Annotated in this window: 17 protein-coding genes; 12 read left to right on the top strand and 5 right to left on the bottom strand. The window is 65.8% G+C overall.

All coding sequences use genetic code 11. The features are described 5' to 3' along the window. The first annotated feature begins 18 nt into the window (after positions 1-18). The 8 genes from NR187_RS13855 (at position 19) to NR187_RS13820 (ending at position 9,319) form a co-directional block, all read left to right on the top strand. Positions 19-1,515 carry a CoA-acylating methylmalonate-semialdehyde dehydrogenase gene (locus NR187_RS13855; RefSeq protein WP_038946438.1) on the top strand — a complete coding sequence of 499 codons (1,497 nt, stop codon included), beginning with the start codon at positions 19-21 and terminating at the stop codon, positions 1,513-1,515. 117 nt (positions 1,516-1,632) lie between these two features. Then, complete coding sequence (locus NR187_RS13850) at positions 1,633-2,778, top strand: isobutyryl-CoA dehydrogenase (protein WP_256806768.1); 1,146 nt, start codon at positions 1,633-1,635, stop codon at positions 2,776-2,778. Then, positions 2,775-3,842: an enoyl-CoA hydratase/isomerase family protein gene (locus NR187_RS13845; protein ID WP_256806766.1), complete on the top strand. Its 1,068-nt coding sequence runs from the start codon at positions 2,775-2,777 to the stop codon at positions 3,840-3,842. Before NR187_RS13850 ends, NR187_RS13845 begins: the two co-directional genes overlap by 4 nt. Positions 3,843-3,868: 26 nt before the next feature. Further along, positions 3,869-4,759 carry a 3-hydroxyisobutyrate dehydrogenase gene (gene mmsB / locus NR187_RS13840; protein ID WP_211383464.1) on the top strand — a complete coding sequence of 297 codons (891 nt, stop codon included), beginning with the start codon at positions 3,869-3,871 and terminating at the stop codon, positions 4,757-4,759. Next, positions 4,759-6,477 (top strand): AMP-binding protein, encoded by a 1,719-nt coding sequence (locus tag NR187_RS13835; protein ID WP_256806764.1) that lies wholly within the window; start codon positions 4,759-4,761, stop codon positions 6,475-6,477. Before mmsB ends, NR187_RS13835 begins: the two co-directional genes overlap by 1 nt. Continuing rightward, positions 6,478-6,957 carry a MaoC family dehydratase gene (locus tag NR187_RS13830; RefSeq protein ID WP_211383466.1) on the top strand — a complete coding sequence of 160 codons (480 nt, stop codon included), beginning with the start codon at positions 6,478-6,480 and terminating at the stop codon, positions 6,955-6,957. Between the two features lie 230 nt (positions 6,958-7,187). Further along, entirely contained in the window at positions 7,188-8,105 is a 918-nt protein-coding gene (locus tag NR187_RS13825; protein WP_256806762.1) for an SDR family NAD(P)-dependent oxidoreductase, read from the top strand. Continuing rightward, positions 8,102-9,319, top strand: a complete 1,218-nt coding sequence (locus tag NR187_RS13820) for a TIGR03862 family flavoprotein (RefSeq protein ID WP_256806922.1) — start codon at positions 8,102-8,104, stop codon at positions 9,317-9,319. Before NR187_RS13825 ends, NR187_RS13820 begins: the two co-directional genes overlap by 4 nt. 106 nt (positions 9,320-9,425) lie before the next feature. On the opposite strand, the gene NR187_RS13815 is transcribed toward NR187_RS13820, so the two are convergent. From NR187_RS13815 to NR187_RS13805, 3 genes are read right to left on the bottom strand one after another with little or no spacing between them, the layout of a single operon-like run. Further along, positions 9,426-10,505 carry a D-TA family PLP-dependent enzyme gene (locus NR187_RS13815; RefSeq protein WP_256806760.1) on the bottom strand — a complete coding sequence of 360 codons (1,080 nt, stop codon included), beginning with the start codon at positions 10,503-10,505 and terminating at the stop codon, positions 9,426-9,428. A 3-nt stretch (positions 10,506-10,508) separates the two neighbouring features. Continuing rightward, complete coding sequence (locus NR187_RS13810; RefSeq protein WP_256806758.1) at positions 10,509-12,320, bottom strand: ABC-F family ATP-binding cassette domain-containing protein; 1,812 nt, start codon at positions 12,318-12,320, stop codon at positions 10,509-10,511. A gap of 1 nt (position 12,321) precedes the next feature. Continuing rightward, the gene (locus NR187_RS13805) at positions 12,322-12,825 is read right to left on the bottom strand and encodes a YaiI/YqxD family protein (protein ID WP_211383470.1); all 504 of its coding nucleotides are present in this window, start codon (positions 12,823-12,825) and stop codon (positions 12,322-12,324) included. A gap of 106 nt (positions 12,826-12,931) precedes the next feature. Between NR187_RS13805 and NR187_RS13800 the strand changes: the two genes are divergently transcribed. Further along, positions 12,932-13,732, top strand: coding sequence for a hypothetical protein (locus NR187_RS13800; RefSeq protein ID WP_256806756.1), 801 nt, complete (start codon positions 12,932-12,934; stop codon positions 13,730-13,732). Positions 13,733-13,776: 44 nt separating this feature from the next. Here NR187_RS13800 and NR187_RS13795 read toward each other — a convergent pair whose 3' ends face one another. Next, the gene (locus NR187_RS13795) at positions 13,777-16,146 is read right to left on the bottom strand and encodes a xanthine dehydrogenase family protein molybdopterin-binding subunit (RefSeq protein ID WP_256806755.1); all 2,370 of its coding nucleotides are present in this window, start codon (positions 16,144-16,146) and stop codon (positions 13,777-13,779) included. 211 nt (positions 16,147-16,357) lie between these two features. On the opposite strand from NR187_RS13795, the gene NR187_RS13790 reads away from it, so the two are divergent. Further along, on the top strand, positions 16,358-17,431 hold the full coding sequence (locus NR187_RS13790; RefSeq protein WP_256806754.1) for a Ppx/GppA phosphatase family protein: 1,074 nt from the start codon (positions 16,358-16,360) through the stop codon (positions 17,429-17,431). A gap of 1 nt (position 17,432) precedes the next feature. Continuing rightward, the gene (locus NR187_RS13785) at positions 17,433-18,119 is read left to right on the top strand and encodes an RlmE family RNA methyltransferase (RefSeq protein WP_211383474.1); all 687 of its coding nucleotides are present in this window, start codon (positions 17,433-17,435) and stop codon (positions 18,117-18,119) included. Between the two features lie 47 nt (positions 18,120-18,166). Here NR187_RS13785 and NR187_RS13780 read toward each other — a convergent pair whose 3' ends face one another. After that, positions 18,167-19,657, bottom strand: coding sequence for an MDR family MFS transporter (locus NR187_RS13780; RefSeq protein WP_211383475.1), 1,491 nt, complete (start codon positions 19,655-19,657; stop codon positions 18,167-18,169). A gap of 154 nt (positions 19,658-19,811) precedes the next feature. Here NR187_RS13780 and NR187_RS13775 point away from each other — a divergent pair, with 154 nt between their 5' ends. Further along, positions 19,812-20,060 carry a hypothetical protein gene (locus NR187_RS13775; protein WP_211383476.1) on the top strand — a complete coding sequence of 83 codons (249 nt, stop codon included), beginning with the start codon at positions 19,812-19,814 and terminating at the stop codon, positions 20,058-20,060. Positions 20,061-20,170: the final 110 nt, after the last annotated feature.

Genomic DNA, 20,170 nt, shown 5'->3' with positions numbered 1-20,170 from the left:
CCTCAAGGAGATCATTCCATGCGTTCAGTCGGACATTTCATCGGTGGCAAGGAGGTCAAGGGCACCTCGGGCCGCACCGCCGACGTTTTCGAGCCGATGACCGGTGACGTCCAGGCCAAGGTGGCGCTGGCGTCCAAGGCCGAGGTCCGCGCCGCGGTCGAGAATGCCCGTGCCGCCCAGCCGGAATGGGCTGCGACCAATCCGCAGCGCCGCGCCCGCGTCATGATGAAATTCGTCGAGTTGGTCCAGCGCGACTACGACAAGCTCGCCGAGCTGTTGGCCCGCGAGCACGGCAAGACCGTTCCCGACGCCAAGGGCGACATCCAGCGCGGCCTCGAGGTCGCCGAGTTCGCCTGCGGCATCCCGCATCTGATGAAGGGTGAGTACACCGAAGGCGCCGGGCCCGGCATCGACATCTATTCCATGCGTCAGGCGCTCGGCGTCGTCGCCGGCATCACCCCGTTCAATTTCCCGGCGATGATCCCGATGTGGAAGTTCGCCCCGGCGATTGCCTGCGGCAACGCCTTCATCCTGAAGCCCTCGGAGCGCGATCCCGGCGTGCCGATGCTGCTGGCCGAACTGATGATCGAGGCAGGTCTGCCGGCCGGCATCCTCAACGTCGTCAACGGTGACAAGGAAGCGGTCGACGCGATCCTCGACGATCCCGATATCAAGGCCGTCGGCTTCGTCGGTTCGACGCCGATCGCGCAGTACATCTACGAGCGCGCCGCCCAGACCGGCAAGCGCTGCCAGTGTTTTGGCGGCGCCAAGAACCACGCCATCATCATGCCGGACGCCGACATGGACCAGGCCGTCGACGCGCTGATCGGTGCGGGCTACGGCTCCGCCGGCGAACGCTGCATGGCCGTGTCCGTCGCGGTCCCCGTCGGCAAGTCCACCGCCGACCGCCTGATGGAAAAGCTGATCCCGCGCGTCGAGTCGCTCAAGATCGGCACCTCGATCGATCCGTCGGCCGACTACGGCCCGCTGGTGACGCGCGAGGCGGTCGAGAAGGTCAAGGGCTACATCGATATCGGCATCAAGGAAGGCGCCACGCTTGCCGTCGATGGCCGTGGCTTCAAGATGCAGGGCTACGAGAACGGCTTCTATCTCGGCGGCTCGCTGTTCGACAACGTCACCAAGGACATGCGGATCTACAAGGAAGAGATCTTCGGCCCGGTGCTCTCGGTCGTGCGCGCGCACGACTACAAGGAAGCGCTGGCGCTGCCATCTGAACATGACTACGGCAACGGCGTTGCCATCTTCACCCGCGACGGCGACGCCGCGCGCGACTTCGCGGCCAAGGTCAATGTCGGCATGGTCGGCATCAACGTGCCGATCCCGGTGCCGATCGCCTATTACACCTTCGGCGGCTGGAAGAAGTCGGGCTTTGGCGATCTCAATCAGCACGGTCCCGACTCGGTCCGCTTCTACACCAAGACCAAGACGGTGACCTCGCGCTGGCCGTCCGGCGTCAAGGAAGGTGCGGAGTTCTCGATCCCGCTGATGAAGTGATCCCCTCGGCCGTCATTGCGAGGAGCGTAGCGACGAAGCAATCCAGCGTCTTTCCGCGGAGGAAGTCTGGATTGCTTCGCGTCGCTCGCAATGACGAGAAAATATGAGCAGCCCAGCATGCAGTTCGCTCTGAACGAGGATCAGGTCGCGGTTCGTGACATGGCGCTGGCGTTTGCGGCGGAAAAGATCGCGCCGCACGCGCTGCGCTGGGACGAGGAGAAGCATTTCCCCGTCGACGTGATGCGCGAGGCCGCAACCCTCGGCATGGGCGGCATCTACATCCGCGACGACGTCGGCGGCTCCGCCATGACCCGGTTCGACGCGGCGCTGATTTTCGAGGCGCTGGCGACAGGCTGTCCGACCACCTCGGCCTTCATCTCCATCCACAACATGGCGTCCTGGATGATCGATGCTTATGGCAGCGACACCCAGCGCCACACATGGCTGCCAAAGCTCTGCACCATGGAGCTGATCGCGAGCTACTGCCTGACCGAGCCGGGCGCGGGCTCGGACGCGGCGGCGCTGCGCACCCGCGCGGTGCGCGAGGGCGATCACTACGTCCTCAACGGTCAGAAGCAGTTCATCTCCGGCGCCGGCGGCACCGACCTTTTGGTCGCGATGGTCCGCACCGGCGGCGACGGCCCCGGCGGCATCTCGACCCTCGTCATCGACGGCAACACGCCGGGCGTGTCGTTCGGCGCCAACGAGCGCAAGATGGGCTGGAATGCGCAGCCAACCCGCGCCGTGATCTTCGAGAACGCCCGCGTGCCGGTGGCCAATCGGTTGAGCGAGGAGGGCGTCGGTTTCAAGATCGCGATGGCCGGCCTCGACGGCGGTCGCCTCAACATCACGGCTTGCTCGCTTGGCGGCGCGCAGACCGCGCTCGACAAGGCGCGCGCCTACATGAAGGAGCGCAAGGCGTTCGGAAAACGTCTCGACGAATTCCAGGCGCTCCAATTCAAGCTCGCCGACATGGCAATCGAGCTCGAGGCCGCCCGCACCTTCCTGTGGCGTGCCGCGGCGGCGCTGGATCGCAAGGACCCCGACGCCACCATGCTCTGCGCGATGGCCAAGCGGTTCGGCACCGATGCCGGTTTCGAGGTGGCCAACCAGGCGCTGCAGCTTCACGGCGGCTACGGTTACCTCAGCGAATACGGCATCGAGAAGATCGTGCGCGATCTGCGCGTGCACCAGATCCTCGAAGGCACCAATGAAATCATGCGGCTCATCGTGGCGCGCAAACTGATCGAGGGGGCGCGATGACGGCGGTGGAGGAGGGCGACCTCATCGTTCGCCGCGAGGGCGCGGCGGGCGTGATCCGGCTCAACCGGCCCAAGGCGCTCAACGCCATGACGCTGGAGATGTCCATCGGCATCGACGCGGCGCTCGATCGGTTCGAGACCGATCCAGAAGTCGCGGTGATCGTGCTGGAAGGCGCGGGCGAGCGCGGCCTCTGCGCCGGCGGCGACATCCGCGGGCTCTGGGAGAGCTCGCGCGAAGGTGGCGACCTCGGCGCGCGGTTCTGGCGCCAGGAATACGTCATGAATGCGCGGATCGCGAGATTTCCGAAGCCCTATGTCGCGTTCATGGAGGGCCTCGTGATGGGCGGCGGCGTCGGCCTCTCCGGCCATGCCAGCCACCGAATCGTCACCGATCGCACCAGGCTCGCGATGCCCGAGGTCGGGCTGGGCTTCTTCCCGGACGTTGGCGGCACCTGGCTGCTGTCGCGCTCGCCCGGCGAGATCGGCACCTATTTTGGCCTGACCGGCCAGACCATGAATGGGCCAGACGCGATTCACGCCAGGTTCGCCGACGCCGTGGTGCCGGCGGCCAAGTGGCCGGTGCTGCGTGAGGCGCTGACCAGGGTTCGAACGGGTGCAACAGCGGCCGAACTCACCAAGCTCATCAACGGTTTTGCGACCGGCGAGACTGCAGGGCCGGTCGCTGCCAAGGAGCCGGCGATCGACGCATTGTTCGGTTTCGACCGCATGGAGGACATCTTCGCTGCGCTCAAACGCGACGGGTCGGAGTTCGCGCAGGTCACGCTGAAGACGTTGAACGAGAAATCGCCGCGCGGCATGGTGGTGACGCTGAAGCTGCTGCGGCTGGCGCGCGCCGCCTCGAGCCTGGAGGAATGTCTGGTGCGTGAATATCGCGCCGCGCTGGAGGTCTTCCGCAGCGACGATTTTCGCGAGGGCGTCCGTGCCGCCGTGATCGACAAGGACCGCAATCCGACCTGGTCGCCGCCGCGCATCGAGGATGTGACGCCCGGGATGCTTGCGCCGTATCTTGCCGAGATCGGCGCCGACGAACTCAAGTTCAATTAACAACAGTCTCAAGCGGAGGAACGACAATGGCCACGATCGCATTCATCGGTCTCGGCAACATGGGTGGCCCGATGGCCGCCAATCTGGTCAAGGCCGGCCACAAGGTGGTGGCGTTCGACCTCGTCGAAGCCTCGCGCGCGCAAGCCAAGGCCGACGGCGCTGGCATCGCCGACAGCGCTGCGGGCGCGGTAAAGGGTGCCGACGTCGTCGTCACCATGCTGCCGGCCGGCAAGCACGTGCTCGGCGTCTGGAACGAGGTCTTGCCCGCCATGGCGAAGGGCGCGCTGATCATCGACTCATCCACCATCGACGTCGAGAGCGCCCGGCAGGCGCATGCGCTCGCCGGCAAGCACGGCGTGCTCTCGGTCGACGCGCCGGTGTCCGGCGGCACCGGCGGCGCCAAGGGCGCGACGCTCACCTTCATGTGCGGTGGCGAGGAGGGCGCGTTCGCGGCGGCCAAGCCGGTGCTGGAGAAGATGGGCAAGAAGATCGTGCATTGCGGCGGCGCCGGCGCGGGCCAGGCGGCAAAGATCTGCAACAACATGATCCTCGGCATTTCCATGATCGCGGTGAGCGAGGCGTTCGCGCTCGGTGAAAAGCTCGGGCTCTCGCATCAGGCCTTGTTCGACGTCGCATCGACCTCGTCGGGCCAGTGCTGGTCGCTGACGACCTATTGCCCGGTCCCGGGCCCGGTGCCGACTTCGCCCGCCAACAACGACTACAAGCCGGGCTTTGCCTCGGCGCTGATGGTAAAGGATCTGACGCTGGCGCAGGACGCCGCCAAGGCCGCGGGCGCTGCAACGCCGCTCGGCCAGCATGCGCAGGAAATCTACCAGGCCTTCGACAAGGCTGGCCAAGGCGGGGTGGATTTTTCCGGAATTATCAAGCACGTTAGGGGGCTAGCCGGGAAAGCTTGATGACGACATTTCAGGAAGCACGCGCGTTTCTGCTTCATAACCGCACGGATTACGAAACAGCGGTCAGGGGCTTCCGCTGGCCCGATCCGGTTCCCTTCAACTGGGCGCTCGACTGGTTCGATGCCGAGCTGGCGGCGAACGCGGAGAGCAAGGATCGGCCCGCGCTCTGGATCGTCGATGCCGCGCAGGACAAGCAGACAAAACTGACCTTCGCGGCGCTTTCGAAGCGCTCAAACCAGGTCGCGAATTTCCTCCGCGCGCACGGCCTCAAGCGCGGTGATCATCTGCTGCTGCTGCTCGGCAATGTGGTTCCGCTGTGGGAGACGATGCTGGCGGCGATGAAGCTCGGCGTCGTCGTAATCCCGGCCACGACGCTGCTCACCGCCGATGAACTCCGCGACCGGCTCGATCGCGGCAAGGCGAAAGCGGTCGTGGCCGCCGAAGATCAGGTCGCGAAATTCGCAAGCCTTGGCGTGGAGAATGTCGTCCGCGTCGTGGTCGGCGCGTCGTCCGATGGCTGGCTTGCCTACGATGACGCCGCAAAAGCGTCGGAGAGTTTTGCGCCGGATGGCCCAACCAACGCCGACGATCCGATGCTGCTCTATTTCACCTCGGGCACCACTGCTAAACCAAAGCTCGTGCGGCACAGCCAGCGCAGCTATCCGGTCGGGCATCTCTCGACCATGTACTGGATCGGGTTGAAGCCCGGCGACATCCACCTCAACATCTCCTCGCCCGGCTGGGCCAAGCACGCCTGGAGCTGCTTCTTCGCACCGTGGAATGCGGGCGCCACCGTGTTCGTGGTCAACCAGCCGCGTTTCGACGCCAAGGGCCTGCTCGCCACCATCGGCCGCTGCGGCGTCACCACGCTGTGCGCGCCGCCGACCGTGTGGCGGTTGTTCATCCAGGAGAATCTCGCTGCGTTCAAGGTGAGCTTGCGCGAGGTCTGCGGCGCGGGCGAGCCGCTCAATCCCGAAGTGATCGACCAGGTGCAGGCCGCCTGGGGTCTCACCATCCGCGACGGCTATGGCCAGACGGAAACCACTGCGCTCGCTGGTAACTCGCCGGGCCAGACGATCAAGGTCGGTTCGATGGGCCGGCCGCTGCCGGGCTATCGCGTGCAGGTGAGCGATGCCGACGGCTATCCGGCCAAGGAGGGCGAGGTGGCTCTGGTGCTCGGCGCGAACCGCCCCGCCGGCCTGATGCAGGGGTATCAGGGCGACGACGGCAAGCTTTCCGGCGCGGAAGGCGATCTCTATCGTAGCGGCGATGTCGTCTTTGCGGACGACGACGGCTATCTCACCTTTGTCGGCCGTTCCGACGACGTGTTCAAGTCATCGGACTACCGCATCAGCCCGTTCGAGCTGGAGAGCGTGCTGCTGGAGCACGAGCTCGTTGCGGAAGCCGCCGTGGTGCCGAGCCCGGACCCGATCCGGCTCGCGATCCCCAAAGCCTTCGTGCTGCTGATTTCGGGCGCCGAGCGCTCGCCGGCGACGGCGCTGTCGATCTTCCAACATTTGCATACGCGCCTTGCGCCGTTCAAGCGCATCCGCCGCCTCGAAATCGTCACCGAGCTGCCGAAAACGATCTCGGGGAAGATCCGCCGCGTTCAGCTCCGGCGGCTAGAGCGCGAGGACGACCGCAGCGATCCCCTGCGCGGCCGGGAATTCCGCGAAGAGGACTTTCCGGAGCTGCCGAAGACACGGAGTGAGACCTAAGTGAACGAAGTCTGGAAGAAGCCGCCGATTACGCTGGATGCCTATCAGGGCATGGTCGGCACGGAGATCGGCGTATCGTCGTGGCACCTGATCGACCAGCCCCGCATCGACACCTATGCCGACGTGATCGAGGATCACCAGTTCATTCACGTCGACCCTGAGCGAGCCGGGAAGGAGACCGCCTTCGGCACCACCATCGCGCACGGCTTCCTCACGATGTCGCTGCTGTCGATAATGTCCTATGAGGTGATGCCCGTGATCGCCGGCACCACGATGGGCGTCAATTACGGTTTCGACAAGCTGCGCTTCATCTCTCCGGTGCGTTCGGGCAAGCGCGTCCGCGGCCGTTTCGTTCTGACGGAAGGCAAGCTCCGCAAGCCGAACGAATTGCAGTCCCGCACCAACGTGACGGTGGAGATCGAGGGCGAGGACAAGCCCGCGCTGGTCGCAGACTGGCTCGGGTTGATCTATTTTGCCTGACCTGAGGCGTCGTTGCCGGGCTTGACCCGGCAACCCATCGCTGCTCAAAAGCTGTCCAAATTGGTGCGCTCGTACCCTCTCCCCTTGTGGGAGAGGGTGCCTCGGGGAACGCGAGGCGGGTGAGGGGTCTCTCTCCGCGAGCACATCTTTGGAGAGAGACCCCTCATCCGGCGCTTCGCGCCACCTTCTCCCACACGGGGAGAAGGAAAGGGAAGAACAGGACTTTACTCATGGCAATCAGGTTCGACGGACGCGTCGCCATCGTCACCGGCGCGGGCAATGGCCTGGGACGCGCGCATGCGCTGGGATTGGCCAGCCGCGGCGCCAAGGTGGTTGTGAATGATTTCGGCGGCACGCGTGACGGCAGCGGCGGCTCGCTGTCGCCAGCGGAGACCGTGGTCGAGGAGATCCGTAAAACCGGCGGCACCGCGATGGCCGACGGCGCCGACGTCTCCAATTTCGAGCAGGTCACGGCCATGGTCGAGCGCGCCACCAGGGAGTGGGGCAGCGTCGATCTGATGTGCGCCAACGCCGGCATCCTGCGCGACAAGTCGTTCGGCAAGATGGAAGCCGCCGACTTCCAGAAGGTGCTCGATGTGCACCTCGTCGGCACTTTCTACTGCTGCAAGGCGGTTTGGGCCGGCATGCGCGACCGCAACTACGGCCGCATCGTGCTGACGACGTCGTCCTCCGGCCTCTACGGCAATTTCGGCCAGGCCAATTACGGCGCGGCCAAGTCCGGCATGGTCGGCCTGATGAACGTGCTGGCGGAAGAAGGCCGCAAGACCAACATCCGAGTCAACATCATCTCGCCGACGGCGGCGACCCGCATGACCGAGGAACTGCTGCCGCCGCAGGCACTGCAATTGATGAAGCCGAACGCGATCACGCCCGCGGTCGAGTACATGCTCAGCGAGGGCGCGCCGACCCGCACCATCATGGGCGCCGGTGCCGGCTCCTTCGCCGTGATCAAGATATTGGAGAGCGAAGGTATCAACCTGCCCGAGGCCGAGTGGACGCCGGATGCGATCGCGGCGCATTTTGCCGAGATCAGCGACATGTCGAAGGCGAGGGCGCTGCAAGGGGCGTTCGAGCAGACGCAGAAATATGTGGCGCAGGCTGCAGCGCGAGCCGGGGTAAAGCTCTGACGGCCGTCGCCGTCATCGGCGCCGGCCCCGCTGGCTTGATGGCGGCGGAGGTGCTGGCGCAAGGCGGCGCCCGCGTCACCGTGCACGATGCGATGCCGTCCGCGGGCCGCAAATTCCTGATGGCGGGCCGGGGCGGGCTCAACCTCACCCACAGCGAGCCGCTGCCGCAGTTCATGGCGCGCTACCGTGAGGCCGCGCCAAGGCTGCAAGCTGCGATCGACGCATTTTCACCGGATGCGCTGCGCGCCTGGAGCGAGGCCCTTGGCGAGCCGACTTTCGTCGGCAGCAGCGGGCGCGTGTTTCCGAAGGCTTTCAAGGCCTCGCCCTTGCTGCGGGCCTGGCTGCGGCGTCTCGATGCTGGCGGCGTAAGGTTTGCCTTTCGGCACCGCTGGACCGGATGGGATGATGAGGGGCGGCTACAGTTTCAAACGCCTGAGGGCGCGCTTGCCATCGCGGCCGATGCCGCCGTGTTCGCGCTCGGCGGCGCAAGCTGGCCGCGGCTCGGCTCGGACGGCAGCTGGGTCGGTGTCCTCGCAGCAAAAGGCATTGCCGTCTCAAAACTGCGGCCGGCGAATTCCGGCTTCACCGTCGCATGGTCCGAATTGTTCCGCGATCGTTTCGAGGGCCAGCCGCTCAAGGGCGTGGCGCTGACTGTTCGTGCACACACGGTGCGCGGCGAAGCCATGATCACGCGCAACGGCATCGAAGGTGGCGCGATCTACGCGCTGTCGGCGGAGCTGCGTGAGGCGGTGCTGGGTCTCGGGCAGGCGACGCTGATGATCGCACTCCGGCCCGACCTCGACGCTGCCGCGCTGACCAAGCGACTGTCGGGCACGCGCGGCAAGCAATCGCTCGCGAACTTCCTGCGCAAGGCGGCGCAAGTGTCGCCGGTCGGCATCGGCCTGATGCAGGAGGCCGCCATTGCATCCGGCCGGCCGCTGGCATCGTTCTCGCCGGCCGATCTCGCCCATCTGATCAATGCAATTCCGGTTCAGCTCACCGGCGTTGCCCCGATCGATCGCGCGATCTCGACCGCAGGCGGTATTGCCTTCGATGAGCTCGACCAACGCTTCATGCTGCGCAAATTGCCAGGCGTATTCGCCGCCGGCGAGATGCTGGACTGGGAAGCGCCGACCGGCGGCTATCTGCTCCAGGCATCGTTCGCGACGGGAGCTGCCGCGGGCAGGGGCGTGCTGGAGTGGCTGAAGCGCTAACTGCCGTCATTGCGAGCGCAGCGCAGCAATCCAGAGTCTTTCCGCGGTGACAATCTGGATTGCTTCATCGCTTCGTTCCTCGCAATAACGATTGAGGAGGCCGCGCCTACCGCAATTTCCCGCGCGCCGCCACCGGCAGCGTGCCGATGATCTCTTCTCCGCGCACCATCACGACTTCGTCCATCATGTTGACGACGACGCAGACATGGTTGGGAACGATGCGGACGACGTCGCCGACATTGGGCCTGGTGTTGCTGCGGGAGAGGTCGAGAAAACCGTGCTCCTCGGCGAAGCGCGCGATCTTGGCTTCGGGATGCTCCAGGATCAGGCCGTGGCCGTCGAGCCCGCCGGTGTCGGATGTCAGCGTCTTGGAGCCGGCGTCGAGAATGCCGCGCTCGGGCGCGGCGCGGCTCACCACGGTTGAATAGATATGCAGCGCGCAGTCGTCCCAGGTGGCGACGCCGGCGGCGACCTGCATGCGGTCGTTATAGATATAGGTCCCGAAGCGATGCTCGGTGCCGCCATTGAGCTTGCCGAGATTCTTCAGGTTCGGCGTGCCTCCGGTGGAGACGATCTTGGCGTCCAGCCCGTGTGCGCGCACGCCGGCCAGCGCCTCGTCGTAGAACTTTTGGGCGTCGGCCCAGCCGGTCTCGGTCGGATAGAGCATGAATCCCGCGAAGTGCAGCCCCTTGGACGCAGCGATCTCGCGCGCCAGCGCAATCGCCTCCGTTGGGGTCTCTACGCCGGCGCGCTTGCGTCCCGTATCGCATTCGACCACGACCGAGAGCGGACGGCCCGACGCCGCCGCGGCCCTGGGCAAGCCGGCGACGACCGTCGAATTGTCCGCGGCCACCGTCATGTTGGCCCTGGCCTGCAGCGCGCCGAGCCGCGCCATCTTCTCTTCGCCGAGGAGATTGTAGCTGATCAGGATGTCGTCGATGCCGGCATTGGCCATGATCTCGGCCTCGCCGAGCTTCTGGCAGGTAATGCCCTTGGCGCCGGCCGCGACCTGCATCTTCGCGATCGTCGGATTCTTGTGCGTCTTGATGTGGGGTCGGCTCGCGACGCCGGCGTCGTCGCAGGCCTTCTGGATCCGCGCGATGTTGCGCTCGACCTTGTCCATGTCGATGACGGCGCAGGGCGTGCCGTATTCGCGGGCGATCTTTGCGGCGAGGGGAGTTGTCATGGGTCAGGCCTGTTCAATTTCTTCGCGAAGCATCTCTAGTTCGAGCCAGCGCTCTTCCGCGGCGGACATTTCGTCATGCGCCTTGGCGATGGCGGCGGACGTGTCGTCGAATTTTTTGCGATCCTTGGCGTACAAGTTTGGATCGTCGAGCACCCGCTGCAATTTTGCAATATCGGCCTGCAATTTTTCCATCATCTTCGGCAGCGTTTCCAGCGCGTGCTTCTCGTTGAAGCTCAAGCGCCGCTTGGGCGCAGAGGCGGGTGCTGCGAGCCGATCCTCTTTCTTCTCCGCCGGGGCTTGCGCCTTCGCCGTCTCGCGCTTGAGGTCAGCGCCGCGCTGCGCGAGCATGTCGCTGTAGCCGCCGGCATATTCGGTCCATTTGCCGCTACCCTCAGGCGCGATCACCGAGGTGACGACACGGTCGAGGAAGTCGCGGTCGTGGCTGATCAGGATCACGGTGCCCTCGTAGTCGCCGAGCATGTCTTCGAGCACGTCGAGTGTTTCGAGATCGAGATCGTTGGTCGGCTCGTCCAGCACCAGAAGGTTCGACGGTTTCGCCAGCGCGCGCGCCAGCATCAGCCGGCCGCGCTCGCCGCCCGAGAGCACCTCGACCGGCGTGCCGCGTTGCTCCTGTGCGAACAGGAAGTCCTTCATGTAGCCGACGACATGCTTCGGCTTGCCGCCGACCATGATCTGGTCGCCGCGGCCGCCGGTGAGCGCTTCGGCCAGCGTCGATTTGGGATCGAGGCTTTCGCGGTGCTGGTCGAGGGTCGCTATCTCAAGATTGGCGCCGAGCCGAATGGTGCCGGAGTCGGGCTGTGCGCCGCCGGTCAAAAGATTGACCAGCGTGGTCTTGCCGGCGCCGTTCGGTCCGATGATGCCGAGCCGGTCGCCGCGCTGGATGCGGGTCGAAAAATTCTCGACGATCTTGCGCTCGCCATAGGCTTTCGTGACGCCCTTCGCCTCGATCACCAGCTTGCCGGATTGCTCGGCCTCGGCGGCGGCGAGACTGGCACTGCCTGCGGTGCCGCGATAATTGCGCCGCTGGTCGCGCAACGCGTGCAGATTGCCGAGCCGCTTGACGTTGCGCTTGCGCCGGCCGGAGACGCCGTAGCGCAGCCAGTGCTCCTCGTCGACGATCTTGCGGTCGAGCTTGTGCTGGTCGCGCTCTTCCTCGGCGAGCACCTCGTCGCGCCAGGTCTCGAACGACGCAAAGCCGCGATCGATCTGCTTGATCCGGCCGCGATCGAGCCACGCCGTCGAGCGCGATAGATTGGTGAGAAAGCGGCGGTCATGGCTGATCAGCACCAGCGCGCTGCGCCGGCTGTCTAGCTCCTTTTCCAGCCACTCGATGGTGGAGAGGTCGAGATGGTTGGTCGGCTCGTCCAGCAGCAGGATGTCGGGCGAGGGCGCCAATACGCTCGCCAGCGCCGCGCGACGCGCCTCGCCGCCGGAGAGGTTTTCGGGGTTTTCGTTACCGGTGAGCTCTAGCTGCTCGAGCAGATAGCGCGCCTGGTAGGGATCGTCACCCGGCGCGAGGCCCGCCTCGACATAGGCGAGCGTGGTCTTGTGTTCGCCGAAATCCGGCTCCTGCTGCAAATAGCGCACGGTCGCGCCGGGCTGGACAAACCGCGTGCCGCCGTCGGGTTCGACGATGCCGGCCGCGATCTTCAGCAGCGTCGACTTGCCCGAGCCGTTGCGGCCGATCAGGCAGACCCGCTCGCCAGTCGCGACGTTGAGTTCGACGCCGTTCAGCAACGGTGTGCCACCGAAGGTGAGCTTGATGTCCTTGAGTTGGATCAGCGGCGGCGCCATGTCAGCCTTGACTCGAATTCTGGCTCGTTGCGGCCTGATCGGCGCGGCGACGCTGGATCCGGCGCAGCGTCTGGTCGAGCGCAGAGAGAAACGTCGAGCGGTCGCGTGGCGCGAACGATCGCGGGCCGCCGGTGACTTCGCCGGCCGAGCGCAAATCCGTCATCAAATTGCGGACCGCCAGCGTCATTCCGATCGATTCTTCCGTGAACGGTTTTCCGTTAGGCGCGATCACGTCGGCACCCGCCTTCACGCAGCGGCTGGCGAGCGGAATGTCCGATGTCACGACCACGTCGCCCGGCCTGGCCCGCTCGGCGATCCAGTCGTCGGCAGCGTCCATGCCGGCACCGGCGGCGATGCGCTCGATCATCGGGTCCTGCGGCACCCGGATGAAATTGCCGGCAACCACGCTCACGGGCACGCCGTGGCGGCTGGCAACGCGGTAGATCTCGTCCTTCACCGGACAGGCGTCGGCGTCGACATAGATGCGGGTGGTCGTGTCGGTCATTCGCCGCGTGGTACCCCATTCGGGCCGCAAAGGCGAGGGGATTGACCGGTGTTCCCTGGGGCCTACGATCGGCCCGAAGCAACAAGAATTTGGGGAAAGCCAAGCCATGCCGAACCGGCTCGAAACCTGGCGCGTCGAGGCCTACAACACCGCGAAACAATCAGAAAACAAGATGCATGACGACAGGGTGGCGCGCCGCTTCGGCTTTTCCGGCGGACTGGTCCCGGGCGTCGACGTCTTCGCCTACATGATGCACGTGCCGCTGGCTCGCCGGGGCCGCGATTTCCTGACGCGCGGGCTGGTCGAGGCCCGCTTCATCAAGCCGGTCTATGACGGCGAGACCGCCGACGTCGACGCCACCGAGCACAACGGCCTGCTCACGATCGAAGTGTTCAGCCGTACCGAGCTCTGCGCCACCGGGACGGCGTCGCTGCCGGCGGTCGCGCCCGTGGTTTCGCTGAGCGACTATGTCGATGTTCCCGCTATCGCCGAGCGCAAGCCGGTCAGCCCGGCGACGTTCGAGACTGGCAAATGGTTCGGAACGACACCGCGCCGCTGGGCCGGACATGACGCGGCCGGCTATCTCGCCGACATCAGGGAGACCGATCCGATCTTCGCGCGCGAGGGGCTCGGCCATCCCGGCCTGATCCAGCGCGTGATGAACCGCGTGCTGGTGGACAACACCATCCTGGGGCCGTGGATCCATGTCGGCAGCCGCATGCAGCTGCTGTCAGCCGCGCGCACCGGCGATGAGATCACTGCGCGGGCCAGGGTCACGGCGAATTACGAGAAGAAGGGTCACCGCTTCGTCGAGTTCGACGCGCTGGTCGTCGCCAACGGCACGACGCCGCTGGCGCATTGCCAGCACACCGCGATCTACCAGCCGCGCGAGCAGGCGGCGGCGTAGTTTCCTCACCTCGCCCCGCTTGCGGGGAGAGGTGAATAGCAGTCTTACGCCGCCCCCTTCGCGCCCTGGATCGCGCGCCAGACGCGCTCGGGCGTCAGCGGCATGTCGATGTGCTTGATGCCGTAGTCGGAGAGCGCGTCGATCACGGCGTTCACGACCGTCGACAGGCTGCCGGCGCAGCCGGCTTCGCCGCAGCCCTTGCTGCCGAGCGGATTGGTCGTGGCCGGCACCGGGTGGTCGCCGACCGTCATGTTCGGCACGTCCTCGGCGCGCGGCAGTGCGTAGTCCATCAGCGAGCCCGTGATCGGCTGGCCGCTCTCGTCGTAGCGGATTTGCTCCATCAGCGCCTGGCCGATGCCCTGGACGACGCCGCCATGGAGCTGGCCCGCGACCAGCAGCGGATTGATCACCGTGCCGAAATCGTTGACCGCGCTGTAGCGCACGATCTGCACGACGCCGGTGTCCGGGTCGATCTCGACCTCGGCGACGTGGCAGCCGTTCGGGAAGGCGGAGGGCACCGGCTCGCTGGTGTGGTCGACGTCGAGGCTGTCGGGCACGCCCTCCGGCATCTTGCCGTCGTGCATGCGCTTGGCGAGTTCCATGATGTCGATGCTGCGATCGGTGCCGGCGATCGTAAAGCTGCCGCCTTCGAATTCGATGTCGGCCTCGGAGGCCTCCAGCATGTGCGCGGCGGCGCGCTTGCCCTTTTCGATCACGAGCTTGGCGGCGCCCACGATCGCCATGCCGCTTGCGGTGATCGAGCGCGAACCGCCGGTGCCGTTGCCGGTGTGGACGATGTCGCTGTCGCCCTGCACCAGCTTGACGCTGTCGAAGGGCATCCCTAACTGCTCGCACAGCACCTGCGCGAACGGCGTGGCATGGCCCTGGCCGTAATCGAGCGTACCGGTGATGAGCTGCACCGAGCCATCGGGATCGAACACGATCTTGCCGAGCTCGGGGCTCGGCGGCGCGGTGACCTCGAGGTAGGAGCCGACCGCGATGCCGCGCAGCTTGCCGGCCTTCTTGCTCTCCTTCTTGCGCTTGGCAAAATTCTCGTGGTCGGAGATGTCGAGCGCCTTGTTGAACACCGCCTGGAAGTCGCCGCTGTCATAGGTGACGCCGGAGGAGGCCGGGAACGGCATCTGGCTCTGCTTGATGAAATTGCGCTTGCGCAGCGTCAGCCGGTTGATGCCCATCTCGTCGGCGGCGCGGTCGATCAGCCGCTCCATGTAGTAGTTCGCCTCGGGCCGGCCGGCGCCGCGATAGGCCCCCATCAGCGTGGTGTTGGTCAAGACCGTCTTGATGTCGACGCCCATCAGCGGCGTACGGTAGACGCTGGAAAAGTTCTTGCCGGTGTTGAGCGAAAGCGGGCCGGGCGCAACGCCGGTGATGTAGGCTCCGAGATTGCCGTAGCCCGACAGCTTCGCCGCGAGGAAATGCCCCTCGGCATCGAGCGCCAGCTCGGCATGAATCTTCTGCGCGCGGCCGTGGCTGTCGGAGAGGAAGGCGGTCGAGCGCTCGTCCAGCCACTTCACCGGGCGGCCGAGTTCCTTGGCCGCGTACAGGATGCACATGTATTCGGGATAGTTGACGTTCTTCATGCCGAAGGAACCACCGACATTGGCGGTGAGGATGCGCACCTTCTCGTTCGGCACCTTCAGGTTCTTGGCGAGGTTGGCGCGGTTGCCCGCGACGCCCTGCGTCGGCATCTGGATGGTGTAGCGCTCGGTCTTCTTGTCGTAGGAGGCAAGGCCGACGCGCGGCTCCATCGAGACCACGGCGACACGGGTGTTCTCGATGTCGATCCTGGTGACATGGGCGGCGCTGGCGAAGGCTGCGTTCACCTTGTCCATGTCGCCATAATGGTAGTCGAGCGCGACATTGTTCGGGATGTGGTCGTAAAGCTGCGGCGCGCCGGGCTGGGCGGCTTCCTCGGGATCCGTCACCGCCGGCAGCGGTTCGATATCGAGTTCGACGGCCTCGGCCGCGTCGCGCGCCTGGGCCAGGGTATCCGCCACCACGAAGGCGACGGGATCGCCGACGAAGCGGACCTTGTCGGTTGCGAGCGGCTGGCGGTTGGTCTGGAGCAGGGGCGAGCCGTCGCGGTTCTTCAGCGGCAGGCCGCAGGTGAAGGGACCGTAGCCGGCGGCATCGAGGTCTTTCCCGGTCCATACCCCCAGCACGCCCGGCATCGCCTTGGCGGCATCAAGGCCGATGCCGCGGATCACCCCATGGGCATGGGTCGAGCGGACGATCACGGCATGGGCCTGGCCCGGCAGGTTGAAATCGTCGGTGTAGCGGCCTTTGCCGCGCACCAGCGTGTCGTCCTCCTTGCGGCGGACCGGTTGTCCGACGCCATATTTTTGCAGTGCAATAGCGTTTTCGAGCGTGGACGATTTGGTGTGTTCTTGCATGGAATTGACCTGAAAAGCCGGCAATTGCGCGGTTTGGGGGGCGCCTAGAGGACCGGACCCTCCAAAAATAACCCACCACCCCGTTCACGACAACGCACGAATGGGCATGGTCCTATGTGATGCGTTGTTGCGCAGACCTGCCGCGCTGCTAATGTTTCAGGCGAAAAAGCAATTCCAGATCGGCCCCTTGGGCCGCGGAAAGACAGTTTGTATGAATGACCACACGCGGCTCCGCGACGGCCATGCGCCGCACGGTGAGCTCGAGGGGTCGATGGCGGCGGTGGCGTTGGCCCCCGAACCGGCCGTCGCCGCGCAAGCGCCGGGAACCGGCGTCTACGCGGCGCTGGACCTCGGCACCAACAATTGCAGGCTCCTGATCGCCTGCCCGACCCAAGACGGTTTTCGCGTGGTCGATTCCTTCTCGCGCATCATCCGGCTCGGCGAGGGCGTCTCGGCGACGGGGTGCATCAGCGAGGCCGCGATCGAGCGCGCCATTGCCGCGCTCAGCATCTGCCGCGACAAGATCAATTTGAGAAAGGCGCGGCGGCTGCGGCTGATCGCGACCGAGGCCTGCCGCGCGGCCTCGAACGCCGAGGGTTTTCGCAGCCGCGTCGCGGCCGAGACCGGCATCGAGCTCGAGGTGATCGACCGCGAGACCGAGGCTGCGCTCGCCGTGCTCGGCTGCTCGCCGCTGGTCGATCCGAGGGGGCGCGGCGCGATCCTGTTCGACATCGGCGGCGGTTCGACCGAGCTGGTGCGGATCGAGCGGGACGCCGCAAATCCGGAGCCGCGCATCAAGGCCTGGATGTCGATCCCGTTCGGCGTGGTCACGCTCGCAGAGCAGTTCGGTGGCCGTGACGTGACGCCGGAGATCTATGCCGCGATGGAGCACGAGGTCGCCCAACACATCGCCCCCTTCGCCGAACAGCATGGCGGCGATCTCGCCGACATGCATCTGCTCGGCACCTCGGGCACGGTGACGACGCTCGCCGGCATCCATCTCAACCTCGCGCGCTACGACCGCCGCCGGATCGACAGCGTCTGGATGAACGATTCCGACCTCACCGCGACCATCAGCAAGCTGCTCGGCATGAGTTACGAGGAGCGCGCGAACAACAACTGCATCAGCGTCGAGCGCGCCGATCTCGTTCTGGCCGGCTGCGCCATTCTCGACGCGATCCGCCGCGCCTTTCCGCTGCCACGCCTGCGCGTCGCCGACCGGGGCCTGCGCGAGGGCATGCTGGTCGAGATGATGCGCGAGGACGGCGCGCTCAGGAGCTGGTGAGATGGCGAAAGACACCACCGGCCGCTTGCATGTCCAGGTCAAGACCGGCGGCAAGCGCAAATTGTCGTCGAAGCTCTGGCTGGAGCGGCAGCTCAACGACCCCTATGTGGTGAAGGCGAAGTCGCTGGGCTATCGCTCGCGCGCCGCCTTCAAGCTGCTCGAGATCGACGACAAATATCGTTTGCTGAAACACGGCATGGCGGTGGTCGATCTCGGCGCCGCGCCGGGCGGCTGGAGCCAGATCGCCGCCAAGCGCGTCGGCTCGGTCGATGGAAAAGGCAAGGTCGTCGCGATCGACCTGCTGGAGATGCCCGAGATTGCCGGCGTTGAGTTCGCCCAGCTCGACTTCATGGACAACGACGCCCCGGAAAAGCTCAAGGCCATGCTCGGCGGCGGCGCCGACTTTGTGATGTCCGACATGGCCGCCAACACCACCGGTCACCGCAAGACCGACCAGCTCCGCATCGTCGGCCTGATCGAGACCGCGGCCGCCTTCGCCTGCGACGTGCTCAAGCCCGGAGGGACGTTCCTGGCCAAAGCGTTCCAGAGCGGCGCCGACGCCGATCTGCTCGCCCAGCTCAAGCGCGACTTTGCGACGGTGCGTCACGTCAAGCCCGCCGCGAGCCGGCAGGATTCGTCGGAGCGCTACGTGCTGGCGACGGGATTTCGGGGTGGTGCGGAAACGTAGCCGCAAACGTCGTCATTGCGAGGAGCTCTCGCGACGACGAGGTGGGACTAACCCAGCCGCTGGTCGCGGGCGTCCTGGGTATCCTCGGTTGCGGTTTTGACGGCGGCACTTGCCGCGCTCTTTGCGGCACCCTTGCGGCTCGCGATCTCCACCGCCTTGCGGCCGGAGATCTCGTGGCCGGCATCATCGGGCATCTGCCAGAAGAACCAGCTCGATGCCGCCGAGGTCAGCGCGACCACGATGAAGGCCGGCGCGAACACCGTCGCGTTGAGCTCGCTGACATGGCTGAACCACATCGTCGTCTCCACCGACGCTGCGCCGACGGCGACGCCGGCGGAGACCGCGAGCTGCTGGTTGACGCTGACGAGCGTGGTGGCGCGGCTCATCTGCGGGGGCTCGACGTCGGCATAGGCCACCGTGTTGATCGCGGTGAACTCGAGCGAGCGGAAAAAGCCTCCGACCACCAGGATGATCATGATGATGAGCAGCGGGGTCGTCACCGTGAACAGCGCACAGGCGGCGAGGAAGAATGCGCTGACGATCGCGTTCACCGTCATCAGATTGCGGAAGCCGAAGGTCCGGATGAGGCGCGCCGCCAGCGCCTTCATGCCCATGGCGCCGAGCGAGGAGCTAAAGGTCACGAGACCGGATTTGAACGGCGACAGCCCGAAACCGATCTGCATCAGGAGCGGCAGCAGGAACGGCAGCGCGCCGATGCCAAGCCGGAACATGAAACCGCCGAAAATGGCCGCGCGCAGCGTCGGCAGCTTCAGCAGGGAAAAGTCCAGCACCGGCGATCCCGTCCGCCGGGCGTGCAGGACATACAGCGTCATCGAGATCGATCCGCCGACGACCAGCGCGGCGACCGTGCTCCAGGGCAGCAGGTTGAGACCGGCGACCGAGAGGCCGAACGCAATGCCGGCAAGTCCCATGCCCGCCAGCACCATGCCATAGAGATCGAACGGCTCCCGTTCTTCGCTCTTGATGGGATCGATGAAGCGCAAGGCCATGAAGATGCCGAGCAGTCCGATCGGGATGTTGATCAGGAAGATCCAGTGCCAGGACGCGTAAGTGGTGATGAAGCCGCCGAGCGGGGGGCCGATCACGGGGCCGATCAGGGCAGGGACCGTCACCCACGCCATGGCGTTGACCAGCGCGCTCTTGTCGACCGAGCGCAGCAGCACGAGGCGCCCGACCGGCGTCATCATCGCCCCGCCCATGCCTTGCAGGATCCGCGCGAACACGAAATCGGTGACCGAGGTCGACAGCGCGCAGCCGACCGAGCCGACCATGAACACCCCGACGGCAATCGCGAACACCATGCGCGCGCCAAACCGGTCGGCGGTCCAGCCGCTCGCCGGGATGAACACTGCAAGCGACAGCAGATAGGAGGTGATCGCTAGCTTGAGCGTCAGCGGGCTGGTGCCGATGTCGGCCGCGATCGCCGGCAGCGAGGTGGCGATCACCGTCGAGTCCATGTTCTCCATAAAGAGAGCAGTGGCCACGATCAGCGGAATGATGCGTTGCTTGTCGACCATGACGGATTGTTAATGGAGAGCAGGAGGAATGGCGAGAATTGCGGCTTATCACCACCACTGACCCGGGACCATTGCGGTTCAACGCATAGCACCTAAATCCCGCGTAACAACGGTGTGACCCCCAGGGGCGTCGCGCCGCGCCGGAGACGGCGCGATGATCTACCTGCTTGCCGCGCTGCTGCCGCCTATCGGGCTGCTCCTGAACGGACAGCCGTTCGGGGCGATCCTCAACCTCGTGCTGTGCGTCGTCTGCGCGATTTTGGGCCTGGTCTTCCACGTCCTGCTTCCGGTGCCGTCGGCCCACGCCCTCATCGCGGTGCACATGAAGCGGGAGGATCGGCGTCACCGGGAGGTCGTGGATGCGATCCGCCGGCACGGCCTGCCGCCGGGCAATCCACGCTGATTTACCCAAAATGCCTGTGCATGGCTGGCCAGCGGTCCGATTTGCTTTGATTCGTCGCTCAGCCGTGCTATCGACCCGCGTCAACCCCACCGATGGGCTCCGATTCTCCG

This window comes from Bradyrhizobium sp. Bra64, assembly GCF_024519875.1.
GTDB lineage: Bacteria > Pseudomonadota > Alphaproteobacteria > Rhizobiales > Xanthobacteraceae > Bradyrhizobium > Bradyrhizobium japonicum_G.
This window is presented reverse-complemented; position numbering and strand designations above follow the sequence as displayed.